Source organism: Variovorax sp. KBS0712, assembly GCF_006323185.2.
Lineage (GTDB): Bacteria > Pseudomonadota > Gammaproteobacteria > Burkholderiales > Burkholderiaceae_C > Variovorax > Variovorax boronicumulans.
This window is the reverse complement of record NZ_VCCD02000001.1, coordinates 2,360,039-2,373,112: the sequence shown is the minus strand read 5'-3', so window position 1 is coordinate 2,373,112 and position 13,074 is coordinate 2,360,039. Positions and strand designations below refer to the sequence as shown.

The following is a 13,074-nucleotide window of genomic DNA, read 5'->3' as shown; positions in this document are numbered from 1 at the left end:
AAAGGAAGCCCCATGGACCTTGACATCGTCGCGCTCTCGCGCCTGCAGTTCGCCGTGACGGCGCTGTACCACTTCCTGTTCGTGCCGCTCACGCTCGGACTGTCGATCATCCTGGCCATCATGGAGACGGTCTACGTGATGACCGGGCGCGTCATCTGGCGCGACATGACCAAGTTCTGGGGCGTGCTGTTCGGCATCAACTTCGCGATGGGCGTGGCCACCGGCATCGTGATGGAGTTCCAGTTCGGCATGAACTGGAGCTACTACAGCCACTACGTCGGCGACATCTTCGGTGCGCCGCTGGCCATCGAAGGGCTCATGGCTTTCTTCATGGAGGCGACCTTCGTGGGCCTGTTCTTCTTCGGCTGGGACAAGCTCTCCAAGGTGGGCCACCTCACGGCCACCTGGGCCGTGGCCATCGGCTCCAACTTCTCGGCGCTGTGGATCCTCATCGCCAACGGCTGGATGCAGAACCCCGTGGGCGCGGCCTTCAACCCCGCGACCATGCGCATGGAGGTGACCGACTTCGCCGCCGTGCTGACCAACCCGGTGGCGCAGGCCAAGTTCGTGCACACCGTGTCGGCCGGCTATGTGTGCGCCGCGGTGTTCGTGCTCGGCGTGTCGGCGTGGTACCTGCTCAAGGGCCGCCACATCGAGCTGGCCAAGCGTTCGATGACCGTGGCCGCGTCGTTCGGCCTGGCCGCCGCGCTGTCGGTGGCGGTGCTCGGCGACGAGAGCGGCTACCTCTCGGGCGAACACCAGAAGATGAAGCTGGCCGCCATCGAAGGCATGTGGGAGACGCAGCCCGCGCCTGCCGCCTTCACCGTGATCGGCTTCCCCGACCAGAAGGCGCGCGAGACGCACTATGCGATCCACATCCCGGCGGTGATGGGCCTCATCGGCACGCGCTCGCTCAACACCGTGATGCCCGGCATCGACGAGCTCGTGAAGCGCGCCGAGGCCCGCATCCGCGAGGGCCTGAAGGCCTACGACGCGCTGCAGAAGATCCGCGAGGCCGGCGGTGCCGACAAGGTGACGCAGGGCGTGCGCGGCGACTTCGAGGACAACGGCATCAACATGGGCTACGCGCTGCTGCTCAAGCGCTACGTGGACGACCCGCGCCAGGCCACCGACGAGCAGATCGCCAAGGCCGCATGGGACACCGTGCCGCAGGTGGCACCGCTGTTCTGGCTGTTCCGCGTGATGGTGGGCATCGGCATGCTGCTGATCCTGCTGACCGGCACCTTCTTCGTGCTGTCGGCGCGCCGCGCGCTCGACCGCCACCGCTGGCTGCTGAAGGTCGCGGTGTGGGCGATTCCGCTGCCGTGGATCGCCATCGAATCCGGCTGGCTGGTGGCGGAGTTCGGCCGCCAGCCCTGGGTGATCGAGGGCGTGCTGCCGACCGCGGTGGCCGTGTCGAACCTGGGCGTGACGACGCTGCTGATCACGCTCGCTGGCTTCATCGCGATCTACACCACGCTGCTCATCATCGAGATGAAGCTGATGCTCAAGGCCATCCGTAAAGGCCCCGAGGTCGAGCATACGCCCACCGAGGGCGATGCGCGCTCGCACATTCCACCGGCGCGTGCCGCCACGTCTTCCTCTTCTGCCTCGACCGGGAGCGCCGCATGATCCTCCACACACTTCTCGACTACGACACCCTTCGCTTCATCTGGTGGCTGCTGATCGGCGTGCTGCTGGTCGGCTTCGCGGTGACCGACGGCTTCGACCTGGGCGCCGGCATGCTGCTGCCCTTTGCCGCGCGCAACGACATCGAGCGGCGCGTGGTCATCAACAGCGTGGGCCCGGTGTGGGAGGGCAACCAGGTGTGGCTCATCCTGGGCGGCGGCGCCGTCTTCGCGGCCTGGCCGCAGCTGTACGCCGTGTCGTTCTCGGGCTTCTACCTGGCGATGTTCGTGATCCTGTCGGCGCTCATCCTGCGGCCGGTGGCCTTCAAGTTCCGCAGCAAGCGCGAGTCGCCGCAGTGGCGCGCGCGCTGGGATGGCGTGCTGTTCTTCAGCGGCTTCGTGCCCGCGCTGATCTGCGGCGTGGCCGTGGGCAACGTGCTGCAGGGCGTGCCGTTCCGCTTCGGCGCCGACATGCACATCTTCTACGACGGCAGTTTCTTCGGCCTGCTGAACCCCTTCGCCATCCTCTGCGGACTGGTGTCGGTGGCCATGCTGGTGATGCACGGCGCGGCCTGGCTGCTGCTCAAGACCGCCGGGCCGGTGGCCGAGCGGGCGCGCAGCTACGGCATGGTCGCGGCGGTGCTCACGCTCGTGTTCTACGCGCTGGCCGGCGTGTGGCTGGCCATGGGCATCGGAGGCTTTCGCATCAGCAGCGTGGTCGACGCGGTGGGCCCGTCGAACCCGATGCTCAAGACCGTCGAGTTGCATGCCGGCGCCTGGATGGGCAACTACGCGGCGCACCCCTGGACCATCGCCGCGCCGGCGGCGGGCTTCGTCGGCACGCTGGGCGCATTGCTCGGGCTGGTGCTGCGCCGGCCGGGATTCGCGCTGCTCACGGCGGCGCTGGGCATCGCCGGCATCATCCTGAGCGTGGGCGCGTCGATGTTCCCGTTCATCCTGCCCTCGTCGATCGACCCGCGCGCCAGCCTCACGGTGTGGGATTCGTCCTCGAGCCACCTGACGCTGTTCATCATGCTGGTGGTCACCGCGATCTTCATCCCGATCATCGTGGCCTACACCACCTGGGTCTACCACGTGCTGTGGGGCAAGGTCGACGAACAAGCCATCCGCGACGAGAGCGGACACGCCTACTGAAACGGGAAGGAAAAAGACATGTGGTACTTCGCCTGGATCCTCGGCCTGCCGCTGGCCGCCGCCTTCGCCGTGCTCAACGCCATGTGGTACGAGCTGATGGACGACGAGGCCATCCGCAAGGAAAAGCTCGGCACGCCGGAAACCCCGCAGGGGCAGGAACGGCTGTGAGGGCGTAGCGCCCCGTCCGTTCCCTCTGCCTCGCGGCGCGACTCAGGTTTCGCCCGCGGGGCCTTTGCTCTTCTTCGACGCACCGCCCGTGAGGCGGTCCTTGAGCGTCAGCACCTTCGTCACCGTCGCGCCCATGCCCATGAGCTGCATCGCAGTCTCGGGCGCCAGGCGCTGCACGTCGTCGAACCACTTCATCAGCCGGTCGATCAGGTCGTGCATCTCGCGCATGCGGGCCTGCGCGTGGCGTTCGGCGTCGCTGGTGGGCGATTCGAGCAGCGCGTTGCGCAGCATCGAGAGCGTGGGCTCGATCTCGCGGCGCCGGCGTTCCTCGGCCAGCACGCGGAAGATTTCCCACACGTCTTTCGGCGCCTCGAAATACTCGCGTCGGTCGCCCGCGTGGTGGCGCAGGTGCACGAGGCGCCAGGCCTGCAGCTCCTTCAAACCCATGCTCACGTTGGAGCGCGAGAACTCCAGCATCTCGGCGATCTCGTCGGCATTGAGCGCGCGCTCCGACAGGAAGATCAGCGCGTAGATCTGGCCGACGGTGCGGTTGATGCCCCACTTGCTGCCCATCTCGCCGAAGTGGGCGACGAACTGGCGGTTGAGGGGAGGGAGGTCGGGTGCGGAAGCCATGCGGCGGATTGTCGCGCCGGATTGCTGGACCTTCGGAAGTTTCCGAAAACCCAGCAAGGCGGCGGGGTGCATGAATAACTAGTTTCGGTGATGGGTGAGAAACAAATTATTTACAAAAATAAACGTTTACTGACGGTTTGCCCATTTCTGGTGCATCCGGCCTCTCATTTCAAGGTTTTTCTCCCCATGAACAAAGCACATCGCAGCCTCTGGAACTCGTCGTTGGGGGCCTGGGTGGCTGTTTCCGAGAACACCCACGCCCGCGGCAAGAAGAGCCGCCGGGCGGTGGCGCGGGCGGCGGGCGCGGCGCCTCTGCTGATGCTGGCCGCGGCGTCGTTCGCGGGGGGCGATGGGGGCGGAGGGAGTTTCCTTGTCAACGGCAGCTATGGCGCAGGCTACGCGGCGGGCAGCAGCACGACCGGTGAAGGCGGTCATGGGGGGCAGGGCGATCAGTCCGCCGCGGGTGCCGCCGGGGGCGCCCTCGGTGCCAACGGAACGAACGGGGCTGCGGCGTCGAGCGGCAACAACCCGGACAGGCTCGACGGCAGTGGCGGCGGCGGCGGCGGTTCCGCCCGGACCGGCGCCGCGCCTGTCACCACCTTGATCAAGGCCGGTAGCGGCGGCAACGGGGGGACTGGCGGCTACGCCGGCTCAATAGACCCTGGCGGTGCAGGCGGCGGCGGCGGTGGTGGCAGTGTGCTCGCCACCCAATCGTTCGAAGTCAAGACGACGGGGGCGCTCCTCGGCGGCGATGGCGGCAACGGCGGCGATGCGTTCACAGGCACTTCGTCCCTGAAGGGGACTGGCGGCGGCGGCGGCGCGGGGGTGCTGGTGGTGCCTGTGGGCGGCGTGACGATCACCAACGCCGGCTCGATCGCGGGCGGCAACGGCGGCAAGGGCTTGGCCGCCCGAGGGACCCATCCGATTGCGAACGTGACGGTCTATGGCGGTGCCGGCGGCAACGGTGAAGGCGGCGCGCAGGGCGGAACGCAACTGGGTGCGTATGCGCAGGGCGGCGCGGGCATCGTCGGCAGCAATCTCACCATCGTCAACAGCGGCATCATTTCCGGTGGACTCGCAGGCGACGGGGTGACCCGCGCCAATTCGCTCCAGCTGGGCGGCAGCAACAACTCGCTCACGCTCCAGGCAGGCTCCGTGCTCAACGGCGGCGTGGTCGCCCAGGGCACGGGCAACACGCTGCGCCTAGAGGGGACGAACATCGAGGACGACGCGTTCCAGGGCTTCTCGCGCATCCACGCCGCCAGCGGCAGCAACTGGAGGCTGGCCGGCACATTCCTGCCCGCGGGCAATCTCGCGATCACCGTCGACGGCAGCGGCGCGACGCCCGCGCAGTTGGCGATGAACGGCTTCATCTCCGGCGTCGGCAGCCTCACGGTCGACGGCGGCGGCACGCTGGCGCTGGGCGGTCCCAACGCGTACGCCGGCGGAACCACGATCAAGACAGGTACCACGGTGCAGATCGGCACGGCCGGTGCGCTCGGCGCCGGTACGGTCACGCTCGACGGCGGCAAGCTGGCCGTCACCTCGAGCCTGCGCCTGACCAATCGCCTGAGCTTCGCCGGCGGTGAGCGCAGTACAGTGGCCGCCGCCAGTGGCCAGGTCTTCGGCATCGGCGGCGACCTGCACCTGGACGGCGGGGCGACAGCCGTCTTTGGCAGCGTCACTGAAAACGGCACCATCCGCGTGGGCGGCGGCGCCGGCGGCAGCCTCTCTTCGGATGCCGCGATCGTCGTGGCCGGCGGCACGCTGCAGGCGGCAGACGTCATTTTCCTTGGTTTCTTCTTGTCCAACGTGGCTTCCACCACGGTGGACACCGGCGCCACGCTCGACCTGAACGGCTCTAATGTCACCCTCCGCAACCTGCAGGGCGCCGGAACGCTGAACACCCGGACCGGTAACGGCCCGACCCAGACCACGACGGTAGAGTCCGGCGCGTTCTCCGGTGCGATCACCGGCACGGGCCAACTCGTGAAGACGACGGCGGGCACGCTGACCCTGACGGGCGCCAGCACCTACACCGGCGGCACGACCATCAGCGCGGGGACACTGCAGATCGGCGACGGCGGCAGCCTCATGGGCAACGTGGTCAACAACGGCACGCTGGCTTTCGACCGCACCGACAGCAGCACCTTCTCCGGCGCCATCAGCGGCTCGGGCGACGTGACGAAATGGGGCACCGGCGCGGTCACGCTCTCGGGCAACAACACCTACCAGGGCGGCACCACCGTTCGCGGCGGCACGCTGCGGTCCGGCGCCGCATCGGCCCTGTCGCAGAACACGGCGTACACCGTGCTTGGCGGCGTGCTGGATCTGGGCAGCTTCAACCTGCGTGCCTCGAGCCTGTCGGGCACCGCAGGCACCGTTCAGCTGGGCAGCGCCACCCTGACTGTCGGGTCGGCCAACGCCAGCACCACCTTTGCAGGCAGCATCGACGGTACGGGCTCGCTGGTCAAGGAAGGCTCCGGCACCTTGACGCTCTCGGGTTCGAACACCTACACCGGCGGCACGACGGTCAGCGCGGGCACCTTGCAGATCGGCAGCGGCGGCAACAACGGCAGCATCACCGGCGACGTCACCAACCACGCGGCGCTGGTCTTCAACCGCGCCAACGGCATCGCTTTCGCGGGCAACATCAGCGGCGTCGGCAACGTGACGAAGACCGGCGCGGGCACGCTGGTCTACACCGGCAATGCCTCGCACACCGGCGGCACGACCATCGACAGCGGCACCCTGGAGATCCGCGACAGCGGCAGCATCGTCGGCAACATCGCCAACAACGCCGCGCTGGTGTTCAACCGCAGTGCCGACACCACCTTCGCCGGCAACATCAGCGGCACCGGCAGCCTCCTGCAGAAGGGAGCACGCAAGCTGACCCTGACCGGCGACAACACCTTCACGGGCACCACCACCGTCGTGGTCGGCAACATCCTGCAGATCGGCGCGGGTGGCACCACCGGCGGCATCGCGGGGAACATCGTCAACGACGGCGACCTGGTCTTCGACCGTGCAGACAGCCTGAGCTATGCAGGCGTCATCAGCGGCACCGGCACCCTGTCCAAGAACGGCGCGGGCGTGCTGGAACTGACGGGCGCCAGCATCTACACCGGCGCGACCGAGGTCAACGCCGGCACGCTGCGCGTGAACAACACCACCGGCAGCGCCACGGGCACGAGCACCGTGCAGGTCAAGAGCGGCGCCACGCTCAGCGGCGGCGGCAGCATCGCGGGCCAGGTCACCATCGCCAACGGCGCGACGCTCGCACCGGGCAGCAACCTCGGCACGCTGACCACCGGCATGCTGCGCTTCGACCCCGGCGCCCTCCTGAGCTACGAACTGGGCCAGGCGGGCGTGGCGGGTGGCCCACTCAATGACCTGGTCAAGGTCAACGGCGGCCTCGTGCTCGACGGCACGCTCAACGTGGCGCAATCGGCCGGCGGCACCTTCGGGCCCGGCCTGTACCGCCTGATCAGCTACTCCGGCTCGCTGATCGACAACGGCCTGAACATCGGCAGCACGCCCGCAGGCACGGCGGCCGGCGACCTGCACGTGCAGTCGTCGGTGCTCGGCGAGATCAACCTGATCAACAGCAAGGGCGTGTCGCTCGGCTTCTGGGACGGGTCGGGCGGTGACGCGACCCAGTACAACGACGGCAAGATCGGCGGCGGCTCCGGCACCTGGCGCCTCGGCAATTCCACCCTCAACGACCCGTCCGACAGCTGGACCGGCGCCAACGGCAAGACCAACACCGGCTGGCAGCAGAACCAGTTCGCGCTGTTCGGCGGCGCGGCCGGCACGGTCCGGGTGGACAACACGGGCGGCGCGATCAGCATCGATGGCGCGCAGTTCTCCACCAGCGGCTATGTCGTCACCGGCGACGCGCTGACGCTGGGCAACGCCAACACCGTCATCAAGGTCGGCGACGGCACGGCCTCGGGGGCGCAGATGCAGGCCACCATCGCGTCGGTGCTGAGCGGCGCGGGCGGCCTCACGAAGGACGACCTGGGCACGCTGGTCCTCCAGGGCGCCAACACCTACGCCGGCGGAACGCTCGTGCGCGCCGGCACGCTGCAGGGCGACACCACCAGCCTGCGCGGCCCCATCGTCAATGACGCCCGGGTGGCCTTCGACCAGGTGGCCAGCGGCAGCTTCGCGGGCACGATGAGCGGCACGGGCAGCCTGCGCAAGATCGGCAGCGGCGAGCTGCTGCTCACGGCGGCCAACAGCTACAAGGGTGGCACGCAGGTCGATGGCGGCAGTTTGAACGTGGGCGCCACCGGCGCGGTCGGAACCGGCCCGGTGTCGGTGAGCGGCGGTGCTGGTTTGATCTTCAGCGGCAGTGCGCAGGCGGAAAGCCTGCAGATCACGGCGGGCAATGTTCCGCAGGCCAGTGGCGGCTTCGTCCAGTTCCAGGACAACGCCTCGGCCGGCAGCGCGATGCTCGTTGCGGGCGCCACCGGCTCGATCGAATTCCGCGGCAACGCGACCGCCGCCAACGCCACCATCGAGAACCGCGGTGGCGAAGTCACCGTCTCGTCCGATGCCACCGCAGGCAAGGCCCACATCACCAACTTCGCCGGCGGCTGGACCAACCTCTGGGACAAGGGCTCGGCCGGGCAGGCGACGATCGTCAACGAGGACCGCGGCACGTTGGACATGCAGCATGACGCGACGGCCGCTCAGGCGCGCGTGGTGAACAAGGCGGGCGGCACGGTTCGCATCGCCCGACTCTCTGGTGCTGGTACGAGCATCGGCGCATTGGACGGGGCGGGCCGCGTGCTGCTTGGCGCCAAGGCGTTGACAACGGGCGCTCTGAACACCGACACCGAAATCTCGGGCGTGATCTCCGGCGTCGGCGGCTCGCTCGTCAAGGTCGGCACGGGCGCGCTCACGTTGTCGGGCGAGAACACCCACACCGGCGGCACCGCCCTGCGCCAGGGCCGCCTGAACGTGGGCCACAGCCAGGCATTGGGCACCGGCGCGCTGTCGATGGACGACGACACCACGCTGGGCTTCAGCGCGAACGGCCTGACGATTGCCAACACCATCAAGCTGACGGGCAACAACGACCCCGTCATCGACACCGGTGCGTTCAGCGGCACGCTGAGCGGTGCGATCAGCGGCGGCGGCTTCATCACCAAACAGGGCACGGGCACGCTGACGCTGTCGGGCGCCAACACCTACACCGGTGCGACGAACGTGGCGCAGGGCACGTTGAAGGCCGGCGCGGTGAACACGCTGAGCGCCGCTTCGGCCCACAGCGTGGCCGCAGGCGCCACGCTCGATCTCGCGGGCTTCAATCAGACCGTCGCGTCGCTGACGAACAGCGGCACCGTGTCCCTGGCCGGTGTGACCGCAGGTACGACGCTGACCGTCAAGGGCGCCTACGTTGGCCACAACGGCGTGCTCAAGCTGAGCACGACACTCAACGGCACCGGCCCCTCGGACCGCCTCGTGCTCGACGGCCCCACCGCGATTGCCAGCGGCAAGACCCAGGTGCAGATCAGCAACCTTGGCGGCCTGGGCGCACTCACGAGCGGCAACGGCATCGAGGTCGTCACCGCTCAGAACGGCGCGACCACCACCGCGCAGACCACGAAGGACGCCTTCTCGCTGGCCGGCGGCCACGTCGACGCAGGCGCCTACGAGTACCGCCTGCATGCCGCCGATGCGAAGGGCGCGGGCGAGAGCTGGTACCTGCGCTCCACCACCGACGCGGTGTCGCCGGGTCAACCGGTGGGCCTGCCCGTCGTCACTTACCGACAGGAGGCTGCGCTCTACGCGGCACTGCCGAGCCAGCTGCGCCAGGGCAACCTCGCGATGCTCGGCGATGTGCGCAAGCGCGTGGGCGACGACGATGTGAAGGGAACCACAAGCACTCAGACCAGCTCCGACCGCCGCGCCTGGGCCCGCGTGCTCTCCACCGACATCGACATCCAGCAGGGCGGCACCGTCTCGCCCACCAGCAAGGGGCGCCTCACCGGCTTCCAGGCCGGCACCGACCTGCTCGCCACGCCGAACTGGCGCGCCGGCCTGTACGTCGGCCAGCTCGACGGCGATGCCCGCGTGAGCGGCTTTGCCAGCGGCATCCGCAACCTCGCGGTGGGCCGCAACGACCTGCGCAGCCAGTACGTCGGCGTGTACGGCACCTACACCGCCGACAGCGGCTTCTATGCCGATGCCGTGGTGCAGTCGGGCCGTCACCGCTACACGGTCGAGCCGATGCTTGGCGCGGGCGTGGGCGGCAAGGGGAACAGCTTGCTGGGCTCGATCGAAGTGGGTCAGTCCTTTGCGATGGGCGGCAGCGGTTGGCGCGTCGAACCTCAGCTGCAGCTGATTCATCACCACATGGACTTGGGCAATGCGGCCATCGCCGGTGCCATCGCGCAGCCCCAAGCCGACAGCGGCTGGATCGCCCGTGCGGGCGTGCGGGTCAAGGGCCAGCTCGACACCGGCCTGGGCGTGCTGCAGCCCTACGGCCGCGTCAACATCTACAAGACCTCGAGCGGCACCGACATCGCACGCTTCGTGAACGGCGCGACCACGACCGACATCGCCGCGCCCACCGGTGGCACCAGCACCGAACTGGCGGGCGGCTTCACGCTGGCGCTGAGCCAGGCGACCAGCCTGTACGGCGAAATCGGCAAGCTGTGGTCTTCGGGTGGCGATGCCAAGGTGAAGAGTTCGGTCAACGGCTCGCTCGGCGTGCGGGTCAAGTGGTAGGCGGGTAGCTTCAGGCCTCGGGGTCGGGTCCAGGACGCCGCCGGTACGACCCCGGCGCCCCACCGGTCCAGGTCTTGAAGGCGCGCTGGAATGCCGCGCTGTCCGAGAAGCCCAACTCCTCGGCCAGTGCCGCCAGCGGCACGGTGCTGGTGTTCAGGCGCACGATGGCCACATCGCGCCGCAGCTGGTCCTTGAGCGACTGGAACGAGGTGCCCTCGGTCGCCAGGTGGCGCTGCAGCGTGCTCACCGACATGTGCAGGCTGCGCGCGGCCGTGGCCAGGTCGGCCCAGGCCGGGCGGTGCTGTTGCAGCACGGTGCGCACGCGCGCGCTCACGGCCAGTTCGCCCAGCGGCGGCAGGATCACGTGGGCCGGCGCGGCGGCCAGGAAGTCGCGCATGGCCCGCGCATCGCGGCGGATCGGCGTGGCCAGCGCGCTGGCGTCGAACCACACGGCCGACAGCGGCTGGCCGAACTGCAGCGGCGCGGGAAACACCTTGTTGTAGCGCGCCGCGTAGGGCGGCTGCTCGAAGCCGAAGTCGAAGCGGCGCGCCGTCAGCCGCCCGCCGTGCAGCCAGGCAAAGAGCCGCCAGTACACGCGCAGCATCAGCTCATGCAGGAAGTTCAGCGGCGCGCTCGGCATGCCCTGCACCCGCAGGCCGAAGCCCGCAAGCGGCCCTTCGTGCAGCAGCACCATCTCGAGGTCGTCCTGCAGCAGGCTGAAGGTGCGGGCCACGCGCCGCAGCGCCACTTCGAGGGTGGGCGCGCCCATCGTGGCGCGGGTCATGAGCGCGAAGCTGCCGCAGCGCAGGCGGCGCGACAGGAAGCACAGGGCCTCGTCGTCCAGCCGCTCCATCAGCAGCGCGAACAGCGCCACGTACTGCTCGGCCGTGACGCGCGCGCCCGGCGCGTCGAGCAGGGCGGGGGCGATGCCGGCGTCCTGCAGCGCGGTGTCGATGCAGATCGGCGCGTCGTCGCCGCGCGCGCGCACGCCCGAGAGCATGCCCTGGACGAACACGATCGGGATGGTGACGGGCGGTTGCAGCATGCGTGAGCGGATCAGACCCGGTGGCGGCGCGGATGTCGATTGAGGTTTTCTGCCATGCGGGCGATGCGAAGCGCAATCGCCGTGGCACGGCGCGGTTTCTACCATGCGCCTACACAAGAACCGAACGGAGACAACCGCCATGTACCTGACCCAGTCGCTGCACCGCAGCGTGCAGCAGCACCCCGACCGGATCGCCGTGCGCGCCGCCGGCCGCACCCTGAGCTTTCGCGCCTACGCCGAGCGGGTCGCGCGCCTGGCGGGCGCCCTGCAGGGGCTCGGCATGCAGCCGGGCGACCGCGTCGCCATGCTGGCGCTCAACTCGGCGCGCTACCTCGAATACCAGATGGCCGTGCCCTGGGGCGGCGGCGTGCTCAACCCCTGCAACATCCGCTGGTCGGCGGCCGAAATCCTGTACTCGCTGGACGACTCGGGCTCCACGCTGCTGCTGGTGGACGACACCTTCCGCCCGGTGGTCGAGCAGATGCGCGGGCAGGCGACCAGCCTGCGCGAGGTGATCTATTGCGGCGACGGCCCGACGCCGCCCGGCATGCTCGGCTACGAGGCGCTGCTGGAGGCCGCTTCGCCCGTGCCCGACGCGGGCCGCTGCGACGACGACCTGGCCGGCATCTTCTACACCGGCGGCACCACGGGTTTTCCCAAGGGCGTGATGCTGAGCCACACCAACATGGGCAGCTCGGGGCTGGCTCTGCATGCCGAAGGCCTGGCCTCGCCCGACGGCTGCTACCTGCATGCCGCGCCGATGTTCCACCTGGCCGACATGGGCCTGGCCGCGCCGCACTGGCTGGAGGGCAACACGCACGCGATCATCCCGGCCTTCAGCCCTGAAGCGGTGCTGAACGCCATCGCGCAAGACCGGGTTACGCACGCGCTGCTGGTGCCCACCATGATCCAGATGCTGGTCGACCATCCCGCGATGCGCGAGCCGCGCGACCTCAGCAGCCTGAAGTGCATCACCTACGGCGCCTCGCCGATCTCGGAGGCGGTGCTGACCCGCGCGATGGCGGCTTTCCCGGGCGTGGACTTCGTGCAGGCCTACGGCATGACCGAGCTGTCGCCGCTGGCCACCGTCAACCCCGCGCGCAACCACACGGCCGAAGGCCAGCGGCGGGGCAAGCTGCGCTCGGCCGGCCGTGCCAGCTACTGCACCGAGGTACGCATCGTCGACAGCGAGGGCATCGAGGTGCCGCGCGGCACCGTGGGCGAGGTCGCGGTGCGCGGCCCCAACGTGATGCAGGGCTACTGGAACCAGCCCGCGCAGACCGCCGCGGCCGTGCGCGGCGGCTGGATGCACACGGGCGACGGCGCCTACATGGACGACGACGGCTACATCTTCGTGGTCGACCGCCTGAAGGACATGATCATCAGCGGCGGCGAGAACATCTATTCGGCCGAGGTCGAGAACGCCATCAACCAGCACCCGGCCGTGGCGGCCTGCGCGGTCATCGGCATCCCCAGCGAGGAGTGGGGCGAGGCCGTGCATGCGGTGCTCGTGCTCAAGCCGGGCCAGCAGTTGGCGGCCGACGCACTCATCGCGCATTGCAAGGCACTGATCGCGAACTACAAGTGCCCGCGCAGTGTGGCGGTGGTCGAGGCGCTGCCGCTGTCGGGTGCGGGCAAGGTGCTCAAGACCCGGCTGCGCGAACCGTTTTGGCAAGGGCGCCAACGAAGCGTAGCCTGAGCCCT

General features: G+C 69.1%; 7 protein-coding genes. 5 read left to right on the top strand and 2 right to left on the bottom strand.

All coding sequences use genetic code 11. From position 1 onward, the window contains the following. The first annotated feature begins 12 nt into the window (after positions 1-12). From FFI97_RS10930 to cydX, 3 genes are read left to right on the top strand one after another with little or no spacing between them, the layout of a single operon-like run. A complete protein-coding gene (locus tag FFI97_RS10930; RefSeq protein WP_139703800.1) occupies positions 13-1,632 on the top strand; it encodes a cytochrome ubiquinol oxidase subunit I in 1,620 nt (539 codons plus the stop codon). Then, a complete protein-coding gene (gene cydB / locus FFI97_RS10925) occupies positions 1,629-2,783 on the top strand; it encodes a cytochrome d ubiquinol oxidase subunit II (protein WP_062475791.1) in 1,155 nt (384 codons plus the stop codon). Before FFI97_RS10930 ends, cydB begins: the two co-directional genes overlap by 4 nt. 18 nt (positions 2,784-2,801) lie before the next feature. Continuing rightward, positions 2,802-2,951, top strand: coding sequence for a cytochrome bd-I oxidase subunit CydX (gene cydX / locus FFI97_RS10920; RefSeq protein ID WP_062475789.1), 150 nt, complete (start codon positions 2,802-2,804; stop codon positions 2,949-2,951). Positions 2,952-2,993: 42 nt separating this feature from the next. Here the strand turns inward: cydX and FFI97_RS10915 are convergent, their stop codons facing one another. After that, positions 2,994-3,584: a GbsR/MarR family transcriptional regulator gene (locus FFI97_RS10915; RefSeq protein ID WP_139703802.1), complete on the bottom strand. Its 591-nt coding sequence runs from the start codon at positions 3,582-3,584 to the stop codon at positions 2,994-2,996. 186 nt (positions 3,585-3,770) lie between these two features. Here FFI97_RS10915 and FFI97_RS33600 point away from each other — a divergent pair, with 186 nt between their 5' ends. Continuing rightward, a complete protein-coding gene (locus tag FFI97_RS33600; RefSeq protein ID WP_185993595.1) occupies positions 3,771-10,325 on the top strand; it encodes an autotransporter-associated beta strand repeat-containing protein in 6,555 nt (2,184 codons plus the stop codon). 10 nt (positions 10,326-10,335) lie between these two features. Here the strand turns inward: FFI97_RS33600 and FFI97_RS10885 are convergent, their stop codons facing one another. Then, the gene (locus tag FFI97_RS10885) at positions 10,336-11,370 is read right to left on the bottom strand and encodes an AraC family transcriptional regulator (protein WP_139703804.1); all 1,035 of its coding nucleotides are present in this window, start codon (positions 11,368-11,370) and stop codon (positions 10,336-10,338) included. Between the two features lie 139 nt (positions 11,371-11,509). Between FFI97_RS10885 and FFI97_RS10880 the strand changes: the two genes are divergently transcribed. Continuing rightward, positions 11,510-13,069, top strand: a complete 1,560-nt coding sequence (locus FFI97_RS10880; protein WP_139703806.1) for a long-chain-fatty-acid--CoA ligase — start codon at positions 11,510-11,512, stop codon at positions 13,067-13,069. Positions 13,070-13,074: the final 5 nt, after the last annotated feature.